This window comes from Phyllobacterium lublinensis (assembly GCF_020164435.1).
Classification (GTDB): domain Bacteria; phylum Pseudomonadota; class Alphaproteobacteria; order Rhizobiales; family Rhizobiaceae; genus Phyllobacterium; species Phyllobacterium lublinensis.
Genome location: NZ_JAIUDQ010000014.1, coordinates 18371 through 39907, shown reverse-complemented (window position 1 = coordinate 39907; position 21537 = coordinate 18371). Strand labels below are relative to the sequence as shown.

The 21537-nt window shown below is 59.4% G+C and carries 19 protein-coding genes; 6 read left to right on the top strand and 13 right to left on the bottom strand.

The annotated features are described in order from the left end of the window. Positions 1 to 66: 66 nt before the first annotated feature. From K9U38_RS16495 to K9U38_RS16465, 7 genes are all read right to left on the bottom strand, one after another. Positions 67 to 1383: a BatD family protein gene (locus K9U38_RS16495; protein WP_224495445.1), complete on the bottom strand. Its 1317-nt coding sequence runs from the start codon at positions 1381 to 1383 to the stop codon at positions 67 to 69. Further along, entirely contained in the window at positions 1380 to 2942 is a 1563-nt protein-coding gene (locus tag K9U38_RS16490; RefSeq protein WP_224495444.1) for a VWA domain-containing protein, read from the bottom strand. The genes K9U38_RS16495 and K9U38_RS16490 overlap by 4 nt, the downstream gene beginning before the upstream one ends. After that, positions 2939 to 3952, bottom strand: a complete 1014-nt coding sequence (locus K9U38_RS16485) for a vWA domain-containing protein (RefSeq protein ID WP_224495443.1) — start codon at positions 3950 to 3952, stop codon at positions 2939 to 2941. The genes K9U38_RS16490 and K9U38_RS16485 overlap by 4 nt, the downstream gene beginning before the upstream one ends. Then, a complete protein-coding gene (locus K9U38_RS16480; protein ID WP_224495442.1) occupies positions 3939 to 4442 on the bottom strand; it encodes a DUF4381 domain-containing protein in 504 nt (167 codons plus the stop codon). The genes K9U38_RS16485 and K9U38_RS16480 overlap by 14 nt, the downstream gene beginning before the upstream one ends. Beyond that, the gene (locus tag K9U38_RS16475) at positions 4442 to 5389 is read right to left on the bottom strand and encodes a DUF58 domain-containing protein (protein ID WP_224495441.1); all 948 of its coding nucleotides are present in this window, start codon (positions 5387 to 5389) and stop codon (positions 4442 to 4444) included. The genes K9U38_RS16480 and K9U38_RS16475 overlap by 1 nt, the downstream gene beginning before the upstream one ends. Positions 5390 to 5412: 23 nt before the next feature. Beyond that, the gene (locus K9U38_RS16470) at positions 5413 to 6387 is read right to left on the bottom strand and encodes an AAA family ATPase (RefSeq protein ID WP_224495440.1); all 975 of its coding nucleotides are present in this window, start codon (positions 6385 to 6387) and stop codon (positions 5413 to 5415) included. 105 nt (positions 6388 to 6492) lie between these two features. Beyond that, the gene (locus K9U38_RS16465; RefSeq protein WP_224495439.1) at positions 6493 to 8142 is read right to left on the bottom strand and encodes an arylsulfatase; all 1650 of its coding nucleotides are present in this window, start codon (positions 8140 to 8142) and stop codon (positions 6493 to 6495) included. Between the two features lie 419 nt (positions 8143 to 8561). Between K9U38_RS16465 and K9U38_RS16460 the strand changes: the two genes are divergently transcribed. Continuing rightward, entirely contained in the window at positions 8562 to 10217 is a 1656-nt protein-coding gene (locus K9U38_RS16460; RefSeq protein WP_224495438.1) for an arylsulfatase, read from the top strand. An 82-nt stretch (positions 10218 to 10299) separates the two neighbouring features. Here K9U38_RS16460 and K9U38_RS16455 read toward each other — a convergent pair whose 3' ends face one another. The 5 genes from K9U38_RS16455 to secA form a co-directional block, all read right to left on the bottom strand. After that, the gene (locus tag K9U38_RS16455; RefSeq protein ID WP_224495437.1) at positions 10300 to 10455 is read right to left on the bottom strand and encodes a hypothetical protein; all 156 of its coding nucleotides are present in this window, start codon (positions 10453 to 10455) and stop codon (positions 10300 to 10302) included. Between the two features lie 38 nt (positions 10456 to 10493). After that, positions 10494 to 10649: a hypothetical protein gene (locus K9U38_RS16450; RefSeq protein ID WP_224495436.1), complete on the bottom strand. Its 156-nt coding sequence runs from the start codon at positions 10647 to 10649 to the stop codon at positions 10494 to 10496. A 124-nt stretch (positions 10650 to 10773) separates the two neighbouring features. Continuing rightward, on the bottom strand, positions 10774 to 12060 hold the full coding sequence (gene bspF / locus K9U38_RS16445) for a type IV secretion system effector crotonyl transferase BspF (RefSeq protein WP_224495435.1): 1287 nt from the start codon (positions 12058 to 12060) through the stop codon (positions 10774 to 10776). Next, positions 12060 to 13481 (bottom strand): lipopolysaccharide biosynthesis protein, encoded by a 1422-nt coding sequence (locus tag K9U38_RS16440; protein WP_224495434.1) that lies wholly within the window; start codon positions 13479 to 13481, stop codon positions 12060 to 12062. The genes bspF and K9U38_RS16440 overlap by 1 nt, the downstream gene beginning before the upstream one ends. A 206-nt stretch (positions 13482 to 13687) precedes the next feature. After that, entirely contained in the window at positions 13688 to 16414 is a 2727-nt protein-coding gene (secA, locus tag K9U38_RS16435) for a preprotein translocase subunit SecA (protein WP_224495433.1), read from the bottom strand. Positions 16415 to 16670: 256 nt separating this feature from the next. On the opposite strand from secA, the gene K9U38_RS16430 reads away from it, so the two are divergent. From K9U38_RS16430 to K9U38_RS16410, 5 genes are all read left to right on the top strand, one after another. Beyond that, complete coding sequence (locus tag K9U38_RS16430) at positions 16671 to 17588, top strand: peptidylprolyl isomerase (protein ID WP_370631968.1); 918 nt, start codon at positions 16671 to 16673, stop codon at positions 17586 to 17588. An 82-nt stretch (positions 17589 to 17670) separates the two neighbouring features. Next, positions 17671 to 18912 (top strand): bifunctional glutamate N-acetyltransferase/amino-acid acetyltransferase ArgJ, encoded by a 1242-nt coding sequence (argJ, locus tag K9U38_RS16425; RefSeq protein WP_224495432.1) that lies wholly within the window; start codon positions 17671 to 17673, stop codon positions 18910 to 18912. A gap of 21 nt (positions 18913 to 18933) precedes the next feature. Beyond that, positions 18934 to 19686 (top strand): GNAT family N-acetyltransferase, encoded by a 753-nt coding sequence (locus K9U38_RS16420; RefSeq protein ID WP_224495431.1) that lies wholly within the window; start codon positions 18934 to 18936, stop codon positions 19684 to 19686. After that, positions 19683 to 20090, top strand: coding sequence for a (deoxy)nucleoside triphosphate pyrophosphohydrolase (locus K9U38_RS16415; protein ID WP_224495430.1), 408 nt, complete (start codon positions 19683 to 19685; stop codon positions 20088 to 20090). The genes K9U38_RS16420 and K9U38_RS16415 overlap by 4 nt, the downstream gene beginning before the upstream one ends. 155 nt (positions 20091 to 20245) lie before the next feature. Further along, complete coding sequence (locus tag K9U38_RS16410; RefSeq protein WP_224495429.1) at positions 20246 to 20572, top strand: hypothetical protein; 327 nt, start codon at positions 20246 to 20248, stop codon at positions 20570 to 20572. A gap of 3 nt (positions 20573 to 20575) precedes the next feature. Here K9U38_RS16410 and K9U38_RS16405 read toward each other — a convergent pair whose 3' ends face one another. After that, positions 20576 to 21466: a methyltransferase domain-containing protein gene (locus K9U38_RS16405; RefSeq protein WP_224495428.1), complete on the bottom strand. Its 891-nt coding sequence runs from the start codon at positions 21464 to 21466 to the stop codon at positions 20576 to 20578. Positions 21467 to 21537 lie beyond the last annotated feature (71 nt).

Below are 21537 nucleotides of genomic sequence, written 5' to 3'. Positions count from 1 at the left end.
ATGCCGACAATTCGTTGTGGCAATCTGTGTCCCGGTGCCTGATCGGGCGCGATGATCGCATGTCGATCATGGATTGAGCGGAGGGAGGGCCGGCGTCGGATTGGCGGTCAATCTGTTGTGCTGGCGATATCTCGTATGCCAACCCAGAATGGCGGAGGTAAGGACGCGGGCACTGCCTTGGGTTGCCGGGTGGGGTTTTCCGAAAAGTTCCCTTTCGAATGCAGCCAGTGCATCCTGAAGTGTTCTGTCGCCGCTGGTATCGGCCCAATCCGCTATGCCCTGAAAGCCCATGGCGCGCGTCCAACGGTCAAGTGCGGTATAGGCGGCCTCGCGGTCACCGGCATTCAGCGCTGCCAGGAGTTCGCGATATCGCGTATGCCCGGATTGGGCGCGGGCAGCCTTGCGGGTATCAACCCATTGCCTGACGTGCGGCCACCAGCGACGGATAAGCAAAATCAATAGCAGGAGAGCCAGAAGGCCAAGGCCGGTGGCAAGGACCGCGCGGAAGGAAGGGTGGCGCGTTTCATGGCTGGCCACGGGAACGTCGGGCGGAATGACATTCGCGGCTGCCGGTTTGCTCCTGACGGTAAGGACAATGGGTTTCAACTCGGCGCGCTTTGTCTGCCGATTGGCAGTATCGAACCAGTCGACAGCCAGGGCAGGAAGGGTGAATGTTCCTTCGCGATCCACCGCATATGTCACGCGTTCCAGGCGCTGGCTGCCTGTTTCGCGCCCTGGCCCGGCGACGTCATCGGCAAGGGCTGGTGACTGCCGATAGAGTTTCACGCCGTCGCTGGCGTCGAACGCGAGTTCCGGCAACATCATGGCTCGCGTCCCTGTCGCAAAGAGCGTCACCGTCCGCACAAGCGTATCGCCGACCTTGAGATTGGCGGGATCGCCATCGAGCGTCTGGCTCAATGTGGAATCGGTGGCCGAAAATGCCGAATTTTCCGCCTCCTGAGGCAGGCCTTCGACGGTAAAGCTGACAGGCGGCAGGCTCACGCTGGCCGGCGTCGACTGGCCGGGCACGCCGGCATAGGCAAGCGGCACGTTCGCCTGTGGCAGCGTGTACGTGCCTGCAATTTGCGGAATGACAAGATAGGTACGGCGGATACCGGAATATTCCTCGCCATTCAAGGATTTCACGAGGTTTTGTGCGCGCTCGTCAGGAAGCGTCACGATGGCGTTCGGAATGTCGAGCAAAGGGAATTGCGGCGGCGAGGTGAAGAAGTTCGGGACGTAGACATCGACATTCACGATGACTTGCTGGCCGACCACGATCTCGCCCTGTGTGGCAACGGATGTTTCCGCATAGGGATCTGCGGCGTAAGCCGGCAATCCCAGCAGCAGTAAAAATGTACCAAGCCAGCAGGAACGTTTCATTGCCCGGATCCTCGAGCTTCGATCGCGAACTTGCGGGCGAGCAGATCGGCAGGGCTGACCTCGATGTTCTTCATCCAGGTGTCGGCCGTCTGCTCGGAGATGTCGACCTTGCCCTTTTTGCCCTGCTTGCCCTTGTCGTCGAACTGTATCTCGTCGGGCTTGAGATTGGGATCCTGCGGCTGTTCCTCTTCCTCCTCCTTTTGCAGGACAACAAGTCTTTCGGCGATGGCGAGATTGGCCTTGGCCTCCGGCCAGTCCTTTCGCAGCTCGAGCGCGCGCTTGTAGGCCGCAACCGCCTGATCCAGCCGGTTGAGATGGAGCAAGGCATTGCCCTGGTTGTACCAGGCGTCCGCCGTATCGAGCGCTGCAAATGCGTCGATTGCTTCGCTGAACTTTCCGGCCCGGTAGAGCGCGACGCCGCGCCATTCATTGTCCCTGAACGCCCCGGCCGCCCCGGAATAATCGTCGCGCTCATAGGCGAGCCGCCCTTGCTGGTCCGGCGTGAGCCACATATTGGCGAAGTTCAGATCGGCGGCCATCGACGGATCGGGACTGGCAATGAGATGCAACGCGAGCAACATGCCAGCCCAGCGCACGACCCAGCCGCGCCGGAATGAAAGGGCGGCAAGCAGCACGATCGGAATGGTCAGCCACCAGCCGAAATCGCGCCAGCGCGTTTCAGCTTCCGCAGCTTTCTGCGCGAAATGGGTCCTGATCCGCTCGACGATCCAGCGCACGTCGCTGCCATCGTCAGTAAAGGTTGCAACGCTGACATTGCCTTGCAACCGCTTCAGACCGTCGACGTCGAGCTTTGCGAAGAGACGATTTCCGGCCGAATCAGTCGCGAAGCCTCCGTCGCCGGTCTTGACCGGTCCGCCCTCCACCGTGCCGATCGCGAGGAGTACCACATTATTGTTGCCGCTGAAGCCTGCGACCTGGTCGAACGATGCCGCTTCGACGCCGTCTGTCATGAGAAGAATGGTTCCGGGAGCCTGCGCGCTCTGAAGAACTGTCTCCGCCGCCGCCAGCGCACCTGCCGTGTTCTTGCCGGGAACCGGCATGATGCGAGTTGCAAGCGAATCGACATAGGTACGCACGAGGCCCGCATCGTCGGTGAGCGGAAGAACCAGATGCGACGAGCCAGCATAGGCAATGATGGCGGTCCTTGCCGCTGGTCGTGCTGCCAGGACGTCATGCACTTTCAGCTTCGCCCGCTCGAGCCGCGATGGGGTCACGTCGATTGCGTCCATGGTCTGCGACAGGTCGATTGCGATCACCAGCGGTGCTTCATCCTGCACGAATGGTGGCAGTTCCCGCTCCCACGTTGGACCGGCCATGGCAAATGCCCCCAACGCGATAAGGATTGCGGTGATGTGGTAGGGTTGCAATCGCCCCCTGGAGGGGTCGTCGGAGACGAGGTGGTCGAGCAGTTGCGGAGCGATGATATCGCGCCAGCGCAGTCGGATGTCGGATTGGCGCGAGGCGAGCCAGGCAATGGCGATTGCCGTGAGGATTGCGAGGAGCCACCAAGGCCGCAGAAAGTGGAAATCGGCGATCATGGGTCAGTCACCGTGTCGGTCGTGGAAAGGTTCCGGTTTCGCAGCCTGGCCAACATGAACGCAATGAGCTGATAGGCAATCGCCAGCAATAATGCTGCACCGAGAGGATAATGAAACAATTCGATGCGCGGACGCCACGACAGTGTTTTCTGGTTGACGGGCGTGATGCGGTCGAGAGTCGCGTAGATGTCCTGTAGCCCCACCTGATCCTGGCCGAAAAAATATCGGCCGCCGGTCGTCGCTGCGATCTTTTCAAGCGACGCGGCATCAAGTTTTTCCTCTCCGGTCGCGTCCGGGTTGCCAATGCCGATCGCATGGATCGTGATCTTCGCATCGCGGGCGATGTCTGCAGCCTTGGCTGGTGGCATCTTGCTTGCCGTATCATTGCCATCGGTCAGGACGATCAGCACTTTTTCCGGAGCGGTTGTGTCCTTGAACATTTTGATTGCCAGCCCCATGGCGTCGCCAAGCGCTGTGCGCGGCCCCGCAATGCCGGGCAGTGCTTCGGCTATCATGGTCTGCACTGTCGGGTGATCCATGGTGAAGGGGACGAGCGGGTAAGGCGCGTCACCGAAGGCGATGAGGCCGATGCGATCGCCCGGCCGCTTGCTGACGAAATCGCCGACAACCTGGCGCACGGCATCGATACGCGAGATCGTTGCGCCGGCAGGGTCGCGAAAGTCCTTTGTCTCCATCGATTGCGAGAGGTCGATGGCCAGCATGAGGTCGCGCTGCGGTTCGATCTTCTCGATCGGCGGTTCGACAAATTGCGGACGTGCCAGCGCAACAAGCAACAACAGCCAGCATATTGTTCCGACCGCCAGTTCGGCCCATGTTCTGCGTGTAACCAAAGAGCCGGTCGTTGGAGATACTCCGGCAGCCTTTGTGACTTCCTCGAAGAATGGGATGCGCACCGATGCTGTTTGCGAGCGATAGGGTGGGATGAGCCACCAGACGAGGACCGGCAGGGGCAAGAGTGCGAGCATCCACGGAAGATCAAGCTGGTACATGATGCGTTTTGATCCAGTGGCGCGCAGCGGCGATCAGCCGTCCGGTATTGGGCGAAGCATTGTTCGGGAGGGCACTACGATACTCCTGATCGTCGAGCACGTGCGCGAGCTCGGCGCCGAGACTTTGATCCGGCAATGAATTCTGCAGGAATGCGACCCATTCAGAGCCGCTGCGCGATGCAACTTCGTTGCGATCCCAGGCGGCGAGCGCGACGCGTTTGACGATTTTCGGCACTTCGGCAGAAATCGTCGCCTCATCACCATCGCTTTCGAGCTGGTCAAGCAACTCCAGTGCTTCGCGCCGGTAGCGATTGGCGCGGCGCCTTCTCAGCCAATGCCAGTAAGCCACGACGATCAATGCCAGCAGGAGGATTGCCACCAGCACCCAGCCCCAGGTCTGCGGCAGCAGCGACACGGGTTCGGGGGCAACAATGTCGGCAAGGGACTTCAGAGCCAGTTCGGTTTCAGGGTCGAGCGGAGTGTCGGGCATCATCGCCTCCGCTGTTGCCAGGCCGCCTGCGCAAGTAACCGGCGCAATTGCGGCGCGGTCTCGAGCGCCGCCGAGGCTGGCAGCATAGGCAAGCCGAGTTCCTGCTGCCAGGCCAGCAGCTCCCGTCCCCTGCTTCGCGCGAAATCGCCGATTGCCGTGCGGGGCCCTTCCTGCTGGAATGCGAGTTCTGCCTGCATTGAACCACCCCTGACGACCATTTCACCCTTTGTTGGCAATGTGAGCAGGAACGGGTCATAGACGAGTATGGCGATCACGTCGTTGCGAACACTCAAGCGCAAGATGAGGTCGCGGGTCTCGGCCGTATGTCCGTCGAAATCGCTGACGATGATAACAAGATGGTCGTGATGGGCAATGTTGGCGACCGTGCGCAGAACCGCGTCGAGCTGCCCGGTGCCACGCTCACCGGGCATGTGCGCATTCAGGGCGCGGTTCATGGTGGCGATGTCATGCGCAAGCGCAATGACCGATTCGCGGCTGCGATGCGGGCGCAGCTGTGACATGTCCTGATCATTGAAAACCAGCCCGCCGACGCGGTCGCCCGATCCGAGTATACGCCAGGCGCACAATATGGCGGCCTCGGCTGCGGTCACGGACTTCATGGCGCGCTGGCTGCCAAAGAACATGTTCCTGCGCTGGTCGACGACAATGAGGGCCGGGCGCTCCTTTTCCTCGCTGTAGACGCGCACGAACGGCTTGTTGGTGCGGGCGGTCACGCGCCAGTCTATGGTACGGATGTCATCGCCTGGAAGATATTCGCGCAGTTCCTCAAAGGTAAGCCCACGGCCCCGCATCTTCGAGTTGTGACGTCCGGTCAGGGGCTGCTGCACCGCGTTCTTCTGGATGAATGCCAGGTCGCGAGCGGTCGATTCGAGTGCTGCGAGTTGTTCGACCGAGACGTAAACGCCACCGGTTGAATCTTGCGGCAAGGAGCCCACCTGCGCCATGGCACTCAGGCCACTGCCACGCGTTCGACAATCCGGTCGATGACCTTGTCGGGACCGATATTGGCCGCATGGGCCTCGTAGGACAGGATCAGCCGGTGCCTGAACACATCGTGGACGATCGCCTTTACGTCGTCGGGCGTAACGTAGTCCCGGCCCTTGAGCCAGGCATAGGCACGCGAAACCTTGTCGAGGCCGATGACGCCACGGGGACTGACGCCAACCTGCAGCCATTTGGCGAGGTCCGCATCGAGTTTGTCCGGATAGCGCGTGGCGAAGACAAGCGCCACTATGTAGTCCTCGACGGGTTTCGACACGGTAATGCCGGATACCTCGGAGCGCGCATCGAAGACCGCCTTGGGGTCAAGCTTTTCGAGGGTTTTGCCGGATTTTGCCTTCGTCTCGTTTTCCTCGCTGCGAACAAGGCGCATGATCTCGGCTTCCGACTGCTCATCGGTATAGCCGACCTCGACATGCATCAGAAACCGGTCGAGCTGCGCTTCTGGAAGCGGGTATGTCCCCTCCTGCTCAATCGGATTTTGTGTCGCCATCACCATGAATAGGTCGGGCAGGGGATAGCTCTTGCCACCAACCGTTACCTGGCGCTCTTCCATTGCTTCAAGCAGGGCAGACTGCACTTTCGCCGGCGCGCGGTTTACTTCGTCTGCGAGGATCAGATTGGCAAAGATCGGTCCCTGCTGGAATTTGAAGTCGCCCTTGCCGCCATCGCTGAAATAGATTTCGGAGCCGGTGATATCGGCGGGCAGGAGGTCGGGTGTGAACTGCACGCGTGACAGCTGGGCGTCCAGGTTCTTGGCCAGGCTCTTGATTGCCCGCGTCTTGGCGAGGCCAGGCAAGCCCTCCACAAGGAGATGGCCATTGGCAATGAGGCCAAGCAGCAACCGCTCGACCATCGTATCCTGGCCGATAATCGATTGCCCGATGCGCTTGCCGAGGTCGAGTATATCGTCGCGAGCAGTCATGGTCGCCTCAAGGATTTTTGTTCACAGTGGCTGGCTCCGCCATCTGGCGGGCGAACCCGCCGGCATTGGCGTCGGCGGGTTTCCGATTTGACGCACATACGACGCTTACTTCGGCGCCGCCGGTGATTTTTCGAGGCTCTCCATCAGAGCTGCCACCATCTGGTCGACGCTGAAGCTTGCCGGCCGCTGGCTGGGCGGATAGTCCTTGAAGGTCTGCAGGAATGGTGCCACGCGGTAGACGCCGTACTGAATCAGATAGGCGTTCTTGGCGAGCCAATCATAGTACTGGTCGGAAACGATGTCGGCCCGTTCATAGGGATCCATGCGCAGGTTGAACACCTTCGGTGCACGCAGGCAGGTAAACGGGTTGGACCATACGGTAAAGCCGCCCGGCTCGCGCTGTTCGCAGAAGACGATCTTCCAGTCGTTGTAACGATAGGCGACAAGTTCGCCATCGTCATTGAAGTAGTAGAAGTCGCTCCGCGCCGACTTCGGCTGTTGCCCAGTCAGGTAGGGAAGCTGGTTGTAGCCGTCCAGATGCACCTTGGATTGCTTTCCACCGAGTTCGGTGCCCTTGAGCAGGCGATCCTTGACGTCGGTGTCGCCGGCCGCCGCAAGCAGTGTCGGAAACCAGTCCAGCCCGGATACCATGTCGTTGGATATCGAACCTGGCTGGACTTTTCCTGGCCAGCGCACGAAGGCAGGTACGCGGAACGCGCCTTCCCAGTTCGTGTCTTTCTCGCTTCGGAACGATGTTGCAGCAGCGTCAGGCCATGACCACTGGTTGGGGCCGTTGTCGGTCGTGTAGACGACCAGGGTATCGTTGGCGATGCCCATGTCGTCGATCGCCTTCAGCAGCTTGCCGACGTCGCCGTCATGCTCGACCATGCCGTCGGCATACTCGTTGCCCGGCATGCCGCTCTGGCCCTGCATCGACTCCCGCACATGCGTGAATGCGTGCATGCGGGTCGTGTTCATCCAGGTGAAGAATGGCTTGCCCGCATCGTGCTGCCGCTTCATGAAGTCTATGGCAGCCGCTGTCGTCTCGTCATCGACGGTTTCCATGCGCTTGCGGCTGAGCGGGCCAGTGTCTTCGATCTTGCCGTCGGCAGTCGCCTTCAGAACGCCGCGCGGCGAGTTGGACTTCACGAATTCGGTGTCATTCTTGGGGTAGTAGGGTCGTTCGGGTTCTTCCTCGGCGTTCAGATGGTAAAGATTGCCGAAGAATTCGTCGAAGCCATGCTTGGTCGGCAGGTATTCGTCACGGTCGCCGAGATGGTTCTTGCCGAACTGGCCAGTCGCGTAGCCGAGTGGCTTCAGCGCCTGGGCAATGGTCACGTCGCGGTCCTGCAGGCCGACAGTAGCGCCCGGAATGCCAACCTTGCACAGGCCCGTCCGCAGGCACACCTGCCCCGTGATGAATGTCGAGCGACCTGCGGTGCAGCTGTTCTCGGCGTAATAATCCGTGAACATCATGCCTTCCTTGGCCAGGCGGTCGATATTGGGCGTCTTGTAGCCCATGAGGCCATGCGTGTAGGCGCTGATATTGCTCTGGCCGACATCGTCCCCGAAGATGACGAGAATGTTGGGTTTTGCAGTTTCCTGCGCCATCGCCGGCTGAACGCCCGCCCACTGCGAGAACGCAATGCTGGTCGCGACGGCAGCGCCGGCAAGCAGGGAAGTCTTTGTCTTCGCGGCGCTCGGAATACAAGCTTGCCAGAGCCTGCCGAAGTCAATTTTCCATGCAACTGACATCGTAATCCTCCTGAATTGTGTGGCTGGTATCAGTCGCCGCGCAATCGTATTGGGTTTCTTCACGGGGTGGTTCCAGGATGCGAAGCGGGTGAACGGTTCAAGCCATTGAATGCTTTCACTGAAAAATTACACACGCTAGTACGTAACTGTAACAATCAGTGGCTGCAGGGCGTTCCGCTGGATGTCGCACGCCGGAAAGTGCGATTGGGTCTGGATTCGAGGCAAAGCCGGTAACGATAAAGTGCAAATGTTTGGCGGGCACGCGCAGGTCTCCGGACACCGCAGGTTCGGCGTCCAAAGGCTGGAAGATCATCTGACGAACGCAAGCGTGTTACCTACAGGGTTACTGTAACGTAACTTCCCCTGCCGGACTTTGCGCGCTTGGCTTCAGTATATTTCAATATTGGGAGGCCGATCCGATGAGAGAATCTGAAATAACCAAGCCAGATATGGAGCAAACGTCCGTGAACCGCCGTAGTGTATTACTTGCCGGCAGTTCTCTGGCGCTTGCTGCGCTGGCAACCGCGTCCACTACGGATCGTGCCAGAGCGCAAACGCAGCCGTCAGCTCAGTCCGGAGCGGGCAAACCGCCAAACATCCTGGTCATTTTCGGTGACGATATCGGTATTCCGCAGATCAGCGCCTATACAATGGGAATGATGGGATATCGTACGCCCAATATCGACCGGATCGCGAAAGAGGGCGCGATCTTTACCGATTCATATGGCCAGCAGAGCTGCACTGCGGGCCGTGCCTCGTTCATCCTGGGACAGGAGCCCTTCCGCACCGGGCTTTTGACCATCGGCATGCCGGGAGATCCGCATGGAATCCAGGACTGGATGCCGACCATCGCCGATGTCATGAAGACGAAGGGCTATGCCACGGGCCAATTCGGCAAGAACCACCTTGGCGACCAGGACCAGCACCTGCCGACCAAACACGGCTTCGATGAGTTTTTCGGCAATTTGTATCATCTCAACGCCGAAGAAGAACCAGAAGGCTATTTTTACCCGAAGGACCCCGCGTTTCGGAGACAATACGGGCCGCGCGGCGTGATCAAGTCGACGGCCGACGGCAAGATAGAGGACACCGGGGCTCTCACAACCAAACGCATGGAGACGGTCGATGAAGAGTTCCTTGCAGCTGCCAAGAATTTCATCGATCGCCAGGCAAAGGCGGAAAAGCCGTTCTTCTGCTGGTTCAATGCAACCCGCATGCATGTGTTCACGCACCTGAAACCCGATTCGGTGGGCAAAACCGGCAAGGGCATCCACGCCGACGGCATGGCCGAACATGACGGCCACGTCGGACAGCTCCTCGAGCAGCTTGATGCACTTGGAATTGCCGATAATACCATCGTCCTCTACACGACGGACAATGGTGCGGAACTGGCCCTGTGGCCGGATGGAGCCCAGACAATGTTCCATGGCGAAAAGGGCACTACCTGGGAAGGCGGCTTCCGCATTCCGATGATGGTTCGCTGGCCCGGGGTCGTCAAACCCGGAACGGAGATCAACGACATCGTGACGCTGATGGACTGGATGCCGACCTTCGCCAGTGCTGCAGGTATAACCGATCTCAAGGAGCAAATGAAAGCGGGATTCAAATCCGGCACGAAGGACTTCAAGGTGCACCTGGACGGATATGATCTCCTGCCTTTCCTCAGGGGCGATGTACCAACGGGTCCTCGCGATTCGGTGTACTATTTTGACCAGGGCGGAAACCTCAATGCCATACGCTGGAACGACTGGAAGCTGAGCTTCGCCGTCGCAAGCCACGGCAACATCGCAACGGCGACGCGAGAGGTCCCGAGCTGGGCGCTGATCGCCAACCTGCGCATGGACCCCTATGAACGGGGCATGGAGGAAGGCGGAGGGGCGATCGAATTCCTGGCGCGAAACATGTGGCTCATCGTGCCTGTTCAGGGGAAGATCAAGGAGTTTTTCGCAGACTTCAACCAGTTCCCGTATCAGGAAGGCAGTTCACTGAATGCCAGCGGCATCAACTACGGCCTGCTGCGCCAGCAGGATGCGCTCAAACGACTGAATGAACTGGAGTCCCTGAGACCTCAGTAATCCATGATGCCGGCAGGAGCATTTCGTCTCCTGCCGGCAACCGGTGATCCGGGCCGGAGAAGACGCCTTGACCGACAGCACCTCAATATTCGTTCACGCGGTGCGTGCAGTTGGTGAAGACCTTGGCGCCGTAATCGCTGGGCCGGTCGCAGAACACCAGGGGGCTGACATTGCCGGAGGATGTGCAGCCGGGCAAGAATGCCAGGACCGCTGCCAGAAGCATCGCAATACGTGTCATGTGTTCAACCCTTTCCAACGGGAATTTCGGCGGGAACTTCAGTATTTGTGGCCAAGTCTTGGTGTGCAATGGGTGGTGACGCCGGATTTGAACTGGCCGGGAGCATCGCAGAATACCAGCGGGCTGACGTTTCCCGACGAAGCGCAGCCAGCCAACATCAGCAATGCCGTTGCCACAAGCAGCGCAATACGCATCTTGTCCAACCCTCCAGCAAGGATGTCCGGATCCGGATGGAACCGCATCAATGATGTTGAAAGTCGATTTCCTGCGAGACAGCCTACCACGTCCGGCCCGGCCGGGCACAAGTTCCCGAAAAGTTTACTTGCGCCGCGTCAAGTCCCTCAATCGTTCGCGAACGATGCGGGCGAAGTTCTGGGTTTGCCGGTAGAGGTGGAGCTGTGAGGCGGCCTGCCGCACCGCGCGATCGGCGGTTGGCGTCAGTCCGATGACCAGCGTGCCGATTGCTTCACGTTCCTGGAAGAGACGCGATGCGACTGGATGGTCGGGCACGGCGCAGGAGTCGGTCCGGTCGATGTTGGGGTCATCCAGATGATTCTTCAGCATTTCGATCAGCAGGAGAACGCCCGGCGAATAGGCCGCGAGACTCTCGTCATAGGCGGTCTTCCAGGTCCATGCCTCTCCGGCTTCGACGAAGACGACCAGGACGGCAATGGTCTTGCCGTCAAGTTCAAGCGTATGGATGCGCGCCAGATCGCGTGCGGCGAGGTTGTTGACCGCCTCGCGGGCGAAGGCAGCCCGAAAACGGTCGACCGCCATGGCGGAGCCTCGCTGTCCTTTCCAGCCGCTCGCTTCGAGCGCGAGGAACTCTTCGAGCTTGACGCGGATGTCGTCTTCGCTACGGCTCACCCGGTAGGTCAGCTTGCCCTTGTCGGAAAGGCGGCGCCATAGCCGGCGGTATTCCTTGGCATGGCGGGTACCAATGGCGGCCCGCAAGTAGTCGTCGCCTTCCTTGTCGCTGTCGAGGAACGGCCGCTCGACCTGGTTGACGGTCGTCAGCGGAAGGTTGCGGTCCATGGCGACGGCTCGGATAAGCTGTGCCGCCGTACGGTTCAGCAGCATGTCCGGCAAGACCAGGATCTCCGGAAACTTGAGATGTTTGCGAGCCAGCATGTCGAAGAGATCGTTGAGTACCCCAAGCGGGTCGTCACGGTCGATGAGGGGTGTTCCCTGCGGCCCGAACGGTGTCGCCCAGGAGCGGATGATCGAGGCAGATACGGTAAAGCCCGGCCGCTCGATGGTATAGGGCATGAGAAAGCGCAGACGGCTCTTTACGTCATTTTCATCGCGCATCACCATGAAACGGACCTGCCTGTCATCGAGACGGGGCATGGCCGGTGCCAGGAAGCGCGGGTGGAAGAAGATGTTGGGCTCGACCGTGCGATAGGTGAGATAGTCCAGTTCCTGCAAAAGCTCGAAGCCAGCGGAGGCGGAATAGACCGACAGCTTGCGGGGAACGCCGCGATTGCCCAGTGTTTCCTCGATCTGCTTGGCCGCATCGGGGGACGCATCGAATCCCGAAAGCTGCGCGATGATTTGTGCCGAGGGTCCTCCGGCCAATTCTTCGAGGAGCGGTATGGCTGCCATCAGATTTCTTCCTTGGCAGGTCTTGCACTCGTCCTGCCGGCAAATACGAACATGTTGATATTCAAGCGATTGTAGACGGTCAAGGCCAGCGTCACCGCCTCAAAAACCATGGAGAAGGCTGTCGCGCATGCGGCACCGGCGAGACCATAGACCGGGATCAGCAGAATGCTGAGGCAGATGTTAACAATCAGTGTGACGGCGTAAACGGCGGCGCAGATTTTCTGTTTGCCCGCCATATTGAGCAAGCTCTCGGCCGGTCCGACCGAAGCGCGGGCGACGACGCCGATCACCAGCACGAACAGCAATGGATAGCCGTCGGTGAATTGGGCACCGAACAGGTAAAGCAGCGGCTTGCCGAGCAGGAGCAGGACGATCGCCATCGCCAGCGACGGCCAAAAGGTCCAACGTGCCGTGTCACGGGCAAACTGCGCCAACTGGTCGTGGTCATGGGTATGCATGAGTTCCGAATAACGCTGGGCAGCGCCGGCCTTGACGGAGAAATAGACGAAATGCACAAGAGCGAGCAGTTTCACAGTTGCGAAATAGGTCGCGACCTTTTCAGGTGCCAGATAGCGGCCAACCATCAGTACGTCGGCATTGGTCAGCAGGAAGAAAAAGCCTTCGACCAGGAAAATCGGCAGTGATACGGCGAACCATTCGCCAAAGCGGATCTGCCTCGCTCCTGGTGCCACAACGCCTTTGAACCGGTGGTTCACCACCAACAATTGCAGGAGCGTCGTCGTATACGTCGCGATGATCGCCGATACGACGGCAACCACTGCCGTCGGGGCAAAGCCCGTGACGTGCGCGATGCTCATCACCACAAGGGTCAGCACCGGGCGGATGATATAGGTGGGAGTGAGGGCGACAAGCGCCCAGGACCTCGACCTTGCCGTGCCGTCGAGCGTATCACCGAGCGCAATCATCGGCAGGCAGATGAAGCCGATGATGAAGGGGGCAACGTAGTAGGATTCAATGCTGTTCCGAAACAAGTAAACCCCGGCCGCGCCGATCACGGCGATGCAGGTCGTCAGGCTCAGTGCGAATGCCTTGCTGGTGAACAGGATGCCGCGCAAATGATCGAGTTGCTGGCGCTCGAGATATTCGGGCACGAACCGGATGACCGTGGTCTGGAAGCCAAGGCATGAAAGATTGCCGAGGATCACCACCGTTACCCATACCAGGACGAAGATGCCGTATTCGAACTGGCCCATCCAGCGTGCGAAGATTACCTGTGAGACAAGAGCGATGGCGGCACTGACGAGTCGCACCAGGAAGGCGATCAGCGAGACCCGCTGTGCAACGGCGTGTTCGGTTGACCCGTCAAGCACCTGATCCAGGCGAAGAAGCCAGGGACGAAGCTGCTGTGACAGTCTTTCCGGCAGTAGCCGGTCTGCAGTTCTCGCCGCAGAAATTCCCAAGGGCAGCTCCACTCGTTTCCTATGCCCGACCCTATAATCCGTAAACCTTTAGAAACGGTTCGAAAAGTCAACGGACAATGCCAGCGTTCTGCCGGGAATGTTCACCCGGCAGAAGGGCTGCCGTCCCACCAATTGCGAGTGGGGAGAGGCGACGGGGAAAGGGCGATCAAAGAAAAAGGCCGCGTTCTGAACGCGGCCTTGGACAATCAGACGAATGCGCCGTGGCAATGCTTGTATTTCTTGCCGGAGCCGCAAGGGCAGGCCTCGTTGCGGCCAATCTTGCCCCAGGTTTGCGGATTGTTGGGATCGCGATCGGCAGGATCGACCACCCGCAGATCCTCCTGGACGGCCAGCATGCTGCCTTCGCCGAAATCATCCTCTCCGGTAAAGCCATCGATATGATGGCCTTCCATGACAGGGAGGGCGGGCTCGGGAGCACTTGCTGCCTCGCGGACGATCTCGACACGCATCAACTGTGACGTCACGTTCTGGCGCAGGTTGACCAGCATGGTCTGGAAGAGCTCGAAACCTTCTGTCTTGTATTCGTTCAGCGGATCGCGTTGCGCATAGCCGCGGAAGCCGACGACGGAGCGCAAATGGTCCAGGTTGACGAGGTGTTCGCGCCAAAGCGCGTCGAGCGTCTGGAGGATGACAGACTTCTCGACATAGGCCATGATCTCGGGGCCGAAGCGTTCCGCGCGGTCGGCTGCCGCCTTCTCGACGTTTTCGGTCAGGCGCTCCCGGATGTCATCCGGTGTGATGCCATCCTCGAGCGCCCATTCGGTCACGGGCAGATCGAGATTGAGAATATTGCGCACATCCTCGTCGAGCTGCTTGATATTCCACTGCTCGGCATAGGCGCCTTCCGGCGTATGACGCGAGATCATGTCATCGACCACATCTTCGCGCATTTCCTTGGTGGTTTCGCTGAGATCCTTGCTGTCCATCAGCTCGATGCGCTGCTCGAAGATCACCTTGCGCTGATCGTTCATCACGTCATCATATTTGAGCAGGTTCTTGCGGATATCGAAGTTGCGCGCTTCAACCTTCTTCTGCGCCTTTTCAAGCGCCTTGTTGATCCAGGGATGGACGATGGCTTCGTCCTCCTTGAGGCCAAGCTTCTGCAGCATTCCGTCCATGCGCTCGGACCCGAAGATGCGCATGAGGTCGTCCTGCAGCGACAGGAAGAATTTCGAACGGCCGGGATCGCCCTGACGACCGGAACGGCCGCGCAGCTGGTTGTCGATGCGGCGGCTTTCATGCCGTTCGGTGGCAAGAACGTAGAGGCCGCCGGCAGCGAGCGCCTTTTCCTTCAGGCGGGCGATGTCCTCGCGAATGGCTGCTTCCTTGGCCTTGCGCTCGGCACCATCCGGCATGTCGTCAAGCTCTTGCTTGATGCGCATGTCGAGGTTGCCGCCGAGCTGGATGTCGGTACCGCGGCCTGCCATATTCGTCGCGATCGTGATGGCACCCGGGACACCCGCCTGCGCGACGATATAGGCTTCCTGTTCATGGTAACGCGCATTGAGGACCTGGAAGTCCTTGAAGCCTTCCTGGCGCAGGCGATCCGCCAATTGTTCCGACTTCTCGATAGAAGTGGTGCCGACGAGGATGGGCTGACCCTTGGCACTGGCTTCGCGAATATCGCGAATGATGGCCTTGTACTTTTCCTCGGCCGTCCGGTAGACCTCGTCATCCTCGTCCAGACGCTGAACGGGAAGGTTGGTCGGAATCTCCGTAACCTCGAGGCCATAGATGTTGCCGAATTCTTCCGCTTCCGTGGAGGCCGTACCGGTCATGCCGGCGAGCTTCTTGTACATGCGGAAATAGTTCTGGAAGGTGATTGAAGCCAGCGTCTGGTTTTCCGGCTGGATCGTCACATGCTCCTTCGCCTCGAGAGCCTGGTGCAGACCCTCCGAGAAGCGGCGGCCCGGCATCATGCGGCCGGTGAATTCGTCGATGATGACGATTTCATCGTTGCGAACAATGTAGTCCTTGTCCTTCTGGAAAAGCCTGTGGGCACGCAGCGCATTGTTGACGTGATGGACGACGGCAACGTTCTCGATGTCGTAGAGGCCTTCGCCCTTGAGATGTCCGGCGGCCTTGAGCAGGTTCTCGAGCTTTTCGGTGCCTTCCTCGGTGAAAATCGCAGTCTTCTGCTTTTCATCGATTTCGTAGTCTTCCGGCGTCAACGGCAGGATGAACGTATCGATGAGATTGTAGAAGTCGGAACGATCGTCCAGCGGACCGGAAATGATCAGCGGCGTGCGTGCTTCATCGACAAGGATCGAATCGACTTCGTCGACGATCGCATAGTGATGCGGCCGCTGAACCATCTGCGCGCGCTCATACTTCATGTTGTCGCGCAGGTAATCGAAGCCCAGTTCGTTATTGGTCGCGTAGGTAATGTCGGCGTTGTAGGCCTTGGCACGCTCCTCGTCATCAAGACCATGGACGATGATGCCGTAGGTCAGGCCGAGGAAGTTGTAGATCTGGCCCATCCAGTGCGCATCGCGCGTAGCCAGATAGTCATTCACAGTGACGACATGGACGCCTTTGCTTTCAAGGGCATTGAGATAGACCGGCAAGGTCGCAACCAGCGTCTTGCCTTCACCGGTGCGCATTTCCGAGATGCCGCCATTGTGCAGGACCATGCCGCCAATGAGCTGCACATCGAAGGGACGCATGCCGAGAACCCGCTTGGCCGCTTCACGCACGACGGCAAACGCCGGTACGAGCAGGTCGTCAAGCTTCGTTCCCTCGGCGAGACGTGCACGAAACTCGGCAGTCTTCGCTTTCAGCTGCTCGTCGGTGAGCGATGAAATTTCTGCTTCAAGCGCATTGATCGCGTCAACGCGGGGCTTGAAGCTCTTGACACGGCGCTCATTGGAGGAGCCGAAAATCTTGCGGGCGAGGCCGCCGAAACTGACCATCCCTGGTCCTCTCTAATTCGTTTTGCCAGGATTGCCCGGCATTTGAGGCATCCGCCGCAAGGCATCGAAAATGCCTGATACAGTACGGACACAAGCCAAATCTATAAGCTTATCTGTCTGGACGCAAAGCCGATGGACAGATAAGAGGGGGCTCGAATGATGTCAATGTAGAAGCGCATAGCAGTTGATTGCTCCTTCATGGCAAAATTCTGCCGTAATCATAGCCCGTACCGGTCTCCCAAGGAGAAATTGACCCATGAACCAATTGCGTAAAACCCTTTCATTTATGACTGCTGCTGTATTTTTTACCGGTATTTCCTCTGTGGCAATGGCCCAGGACGCCGGCAAAACGGATGCCGCAAAGACCGATCCGGCGTCCCCTGCAGCTGCCAAGGTGGATCCTGACAAAGTATTGGTGACGATCGACGGCGCCAAGATTACGGCCAAGGAAGTCGACCAGATTTCTGCAGACCTCGACCCGCAGTTTGCACGTCTGCCCGACGACCAGCGGCGTTTGGCCGCTTTGGCTGCAATCATCGACATCAAGTCGCTGGCAGCCAAGGCCGAAGCCGAGAAGCTGGACCAGACATCGGACTTCAAGGCTCGCATGCAGTTCCTGCGCGATCGCGCCCTGCACAATGACTATTTCAAGCAGCAGGTCGTGGACAAGATCACCGACGCCGATATCCGTGCCCGCTACGACAAGGAAATCGCGGCAATGCCGCCCCAGAATGAAGTTCGTGCACGTCATATCCTGGTAAAGACCAAGGAAGAGGCCGAAGCGATCATCAAGCAGCTCGACGGTGGTGCTTCCTTCGAAGACGTCGCCAAGGAAAAGTCAACCGACGGTTCGGCCGCACAGGGCGGTGACCTCGGCTACTTCGGCCCTGGCCAGATGGTACCGGAATTCGAGAAGGCCGCCACGGCTCTCGAGATCGGCAAATATACCAAGGAGCCGGTACAGACCCAGTTCGGGTTCCACATCATCAAGCTCGAAGACAAGCGTGCGCAGCAGCCGCCGGCATTCGACCAGGTGAAGGAACAGGTAAAGTCCATCCTGATTCGCGAGCGCTACATCGAACTGGTCAAGAAGGACCGCGGTGATCTGAAGGTCGAGTTTGCCGATCCGGAAACGGAAAAGGCGATCAAGGCCGCGACCGAAGCGCAGCAGTAATCCTGCGAAGGCCCGGCTTGCCGGGCCTTTTCTTCCATATTCACGCCCCACCGTTGCGAAGCACATTCTTTCGAGGTTACCGATGTCGACATCCGTCTCCCCTCTGGCACCGAAGCACTATCCGGCGATGCCGGAAATTCGCGGGGTAAGGATCGCAACGGCCGAAGCCGGTATCAAATACAAGGGCCGGACCGACGTGCTGATGATGGTTTTTGACAAGCCTGCAGCGGTCGCCGGCGTCTTCACCAAGTCCAAATGCCCCTCGGCTGCGGTGGATTTCTGCCGCGAAAGCCTGACAGGCGGCAAAGCGCGTACCGTCGTCGTCAATTCCGGCAATGCCAATGCCTTTACGGGCAAAAAGGGCCGGGAATCGACCAGGATGACAGCAGCCGCGGCGGCAAAGGCGGCCGGTTGCAAGCCTGATGAGGTCTTTCTTGCTTCGACGGGCGTCATCGGTGAGCCGCTAGATGCCGGAAAGTTCAGCCATCTCCTCGATGGTATGACCAGGGAGGCGCTTCCGGAGCGCTGGCAGGAGGCCGCCAGCGCCATCATGACCACCGACACATTTCCCAAGGTCGCGACAGAAACCGTACTTCTTGGAGGCGTCCCGGTGACGATCAACGGCATCGCCAAGGGCGCCGGGATGATTGCGCCGGACATGGCAACCATGCTTTCCTTTGTCGCGACGGACGCGCCGATCGAATCGGATGTCCTGCAACAGCTGCTGTCCAAATCCGTCGGCAAGAGTTTCAACTCCGTCACTGTCGACAGCGATACTTCGACTTCCGATACCTTGCTGCTGTTTGCGACCGGGTCGGCCGCGGAACGCGGCGCCGAACCCGTGACAGAATTCAAGGACAGGCGGTTGCGGGATTTCGGCAAGGCGCTTGATCGTGTGCTGAAGAGCCTTGCCCTGCAGGTCGTGCGCGACGGCGAGGGCGCGCGCAAGATGCTGGAGATCACGGTAACTGGCGCGGCGTCCGCGCGGTCGGCCAAGAGAATTGCCTTGTCCATTGCCAATTCGCCGCTCGTCAAGACGGCCGCAGCTGGTGAGGATGCCAATTGGGGCCGTGTGGTCATGGCGGTCGGCAAGGCTGGTGAGCCGGCCGATCGGGATCGCCTCGCCATCTGGTTTGGCGATATTCGCGTTGCCCGCGACGGCGAGCGCGATCCGGACTATTCGGAAGAGGCGACGTCCGCCTACATGAAGAATGATGACATCGAGATTCGTGTGGATATTGGCCTCGGCAAAGGCAAGGCAACCGTTTGGACCTGCGACCTGACCAAGGAATATGTGGCAATCAACGGCGACTATCGCAGCTGAACTGCTCTCGAAGGATCACGTATGCAGCTAGCGCAGATCAGGCAGATCGAGGCGGTCGGATTCCGGGCCTGGCCTGCTTCGTCTGTGCATTATGACGGGAGCTGGGCCATTCGCATGACGGCCAGTCATCCCTCGAAGCGACTGAACTCCGTCAATCCGCTCGACCCCGGCGACACCGATAACATGGAACAGCGGGTGGAGCGTGCCGCCCAGCGATTTCGCGCCTATGGCAGGCCCCCGATATTCCGGCAATCGCCGCTCGCGCCCAAAGCACTCGACGACTATCTCGAGCAGCAGGGGTGGAAGCGCTTCGATGAATCGATGGTCATGACTGCCGATCTCGCCCATGTCGATCTCTCCAATGCGCTCGACCAGATACCGCTGAAGGATATCGGCCGTTTCATCGATGCCGCGCTCAAGGTCCAGGGTGAGAATTCTGCGCTGAAACCGGGTCTGTTCGAGGTCATCAATGCGATCCGCCCGTCCAAGGGCCTGTTCGTCATCGAAGATGGATCGGTGCCGGTTTCCACCGCCATCTGCGTGCATGACGGCACGCTTGCCGGCTTGTTCAACATCGGAACCGCGGCAAACCGGCGGCGAAGCGGGCTGGGAAGAACCGTCATCCAGTCGGCGTTGAAATGGGCCTTGCAACATGGTGCGAAGAAGGCCTGGCTGCAGGTCGAACTTGCCAATGGCGGTGCCATCTCGCTCTATGAACAGATGGGGTTCAAGGAAGCCTATCGCTACGCTTACAGACAGGCACCTGACACATGAACACGCATTCTATCCTCCTGGTCACGGCCTGTGCGTTGGTGGATGCCGATGGTCGGGTGCTGCTGACTCAACGCCCTGAGGGCAAGTCGCTTGCCGGACTATGGGAATTTCCGGGCGGCAAGGTCGATCCGGGGGAAACGCCCGAGGCAAGCCTCATCCGTGAATTGCACGAAGAGCTGGGAATCACGGTGAAGCCGGACTGCCTCGCACCTCTGACATTCGCCAGCCATACCTACGAAACCTTCCATCTCCTGATGCCGCTGTTCATCTGCAGGCGATATGAAGGCATTCCACGATCCATGGAGGGCCAGGCCCTGAAATGGGTAAAGCCGAAGGACATGCGCGACTATCCCATGCCGCCGGCCGACATTCCGCTCATACCCTTCCTGATCGATCTCCTCTAGCTGCCCGCCCGGCGCCTGATGCGGAGATCACGACGCGAATTTCGTATCGGGCCGTGCGTTTCAACCGCAAACTGCATTCTTTGCCAATTGTTAATGACTCCTTCACCTGATTGAGCGACTTTTATGCGATTCTGAAAACGTATTTCAGGTGGGGCATGGGGCGTAACAATGATTATCGCGACGATGGGTTGTCGCTGTCGAGAACTCTCGCGGGCGCAGGAATGGGCCTCTTGCGGATCACGCTCCTGTTTGGATCAGCCGCGATCGCGCTGGCACTGATCATCGCGCCGCTTGCCGATCGCGGCACACAGGCCGTGGTCGACTATTCGGCCGGACGCTCCCTCGACGAGATGGCAACGGGCTCGATCCGCAAAGCCGATCCCGCGCCGTCCATCTATACGGAACGCCGCAGCGTGCTGCAGCGGGCGCCAAATGCTGTCTGCATTCTTCACAGCGATGGAACAAAGACCGGCGACTGCTGACGGCTATTTCTTCTGGAGTGATTCCACGTCCTTCAGGAAGCCGGCCAGCGAGGCCTTGGCTGAGCCAGGTTTCAACGGCTTCTGCTGTGACTCGTGCGCGGCCCAGCCGGACATCCAGATGAATGAAAATGTCGCTCTTATCCGGCCATCTGGATCGCTGAAGCGTTCGGCGTAGATTTCGGCAACCCGCGTGAAGAAATGCCGGGTCATGGGGCGGCGCGAACGCCCGATCAGCACATTCTGCATGCCCATGGCGCGCAGGTCACGCATCAGGGCGAAGGCCGAATCATAGCGAACCGTATAGGTTTCTATGTCCGTCACGGGCAGGGTAAAGCCGGCGCGCTGCAGCAGGCCGCCGGCATCACGGACGTCGGCAAAGGGCGCGACGCGCGGCGAAGCTCCGCCGAAGACTTCGCTCTCCGCGACGAGCAGACACTCGCGAAGTTCGGCAAGCGTGTTCTCACCGGCCATTGCGCCGAGGAAAAGACCATCCGGTTTCAGTGTCCTGCGAATTTGCAACAGCGTGCCCGGGGTGTCGTTGGTCATGTGCAGGGAGAGCAACGACACGATCAGGTCGACGCTCGCGGCTTTCAGCGGCAGGACCTCTTCATCGGCGACAATCGCGGGAAGCGCACGATCCAGAAACGGCTGTGCCTGCTCGATGCGCACAATTGAACCCGCCTTTCCGGATCGCTGCAACGCCTGCGCCGCAAGGCCCGTATGGCTGGCAAGGTCAACGGCGATGTCGAATGTGCGCTCGACCGCGGACAGGCGTTCTTCCAGATCCTCGGCGGCTCGGGCAAGCAGGAAATCGGCTGCATTGCCGTGCTGCTTGAATGCCCGCAGGCGTCTTGCCAGCAGTAGATTGCGGTCGAAGACCTGGTGCCGATCCATTCCGAATTTCTCTGATCTCTGTATAGTCTGCACGGTAGATGCGTCGCCTTGGATCGAATTGCAATGAAAAC

Coding starts and splice junctions, on each gene's coding strand:
- K9U38_RS16470 (WP_224495440.1), bottom strand. CDS start 6,387: ATGACTGCTCGCGACGATATACTCGACCTCGGCAAGCGCATCGGGCAA.
- K9U38_RS16465 (WP_224495439.1), bottom strand. CDS start 8,142: ATGTCAGTTGCATGGAAAATTGACTTCGGCAGGCTCTGGCAAGCTTGT.
- K9U38_RS16430 (WP_370631968.1), top strand. CDS start 16,671: ATGAACCAATTGCGTAAAACCCTTTCATTTATGACTGCTGCTGTATTT.
- K9U38_RS16485 (WP_224495443.1), bottom strand. CDS start 3,952: ATGTACCAGCTTGATCTTCCGTGGATGCTCGCACTCTTGCCCCTGCCG.
- bspF (WP_224495435.1), bottom strand. CDS start 12,060: ATGGCAGCCATACCGCTCCTCGAAGAATTGGCCGGAGGACCCTCGGCA.
- K9U38_RS16495 (WP_224495445.1), bottom strand. CDS start 1,383: ATGAAACGTTCCTGCTGGCTTGGTACATTTTTACTGCTGCTGGGATTG.
- K9U38_RS16455 (WP_224495437.1), bottom strand. CDS start 10,455: ATGACACGTATTGCGATGCTTCTGGCAGCGGTCCTGGCATTCTTGCCC.
- K9U38_RS16420 (WP_224495431.1), top strand. CDS start 18,934: ATGCAGCTAGCGCAGATCAGGCAGATCGAGGCGGTCGGATTCCGGGCC.
- argJ (WP_224495432.1), top strand. CDS start 17,671: ATGTCGACATCCGTCTCCCCTCTGGCACCGAAGCACTATCCGGCGATG.
- K9U38_RS16410 (WP_224495429.1), top strand. CDS start 20,246: ATGGGGCGTAACAATGATTATCGCGACGATGGGTTGTCGCTGTCGAGA.
- K9U38_RS16490 (WP_224495444.1), bottom strand. CDS start 2,942: ATGATCGCCGATTTCCACTTTCTGCGGCCTTGGTGGCTCCTCGCAATC.
- secA (WP_224495433.1), bottom strand. CDS start 16,414: ATGGTCAGTTTCGGCGGCCTCGCCCGCAAGATTTTCGGCTCCTCCAAT.
- K9U38_RS16450 (WP_224495436.1), bottom strand. CDS start 10,649: ATGCGTATTGCGCTGCTTGTGGCAACGGCATTGCTGATGTTGGCTGGC.
- K9U38_RS16405 (WP_224495428.1), bottom strand. CDS start 21,466: ATGGATCGGCACCAGGTCTTCGACCGCAATCTACTGCTGGCAAGACGC.
- K9U38_RS16460 (WP_224495438.1), top strand. CDS start 8,562: ATGAGAGAATCTGAAATAACCAAGCCAGATATGGAGCAAACGTCCGTG.
- K9U38_RS16415 (WP_224495430.1), top strand. CDS start 19,683: ATGAACACGCATTCTATCCTCCTGGTCACGGCCTGTGCGTTGGTGGAT.
- K9U38_RS16480 (WP_224495442.1), bottom strand. CDS start 4,442: ATGCCCGACACTCCGCTCGACCCTGAAACCGAACTGGCTCTGAAGTCC.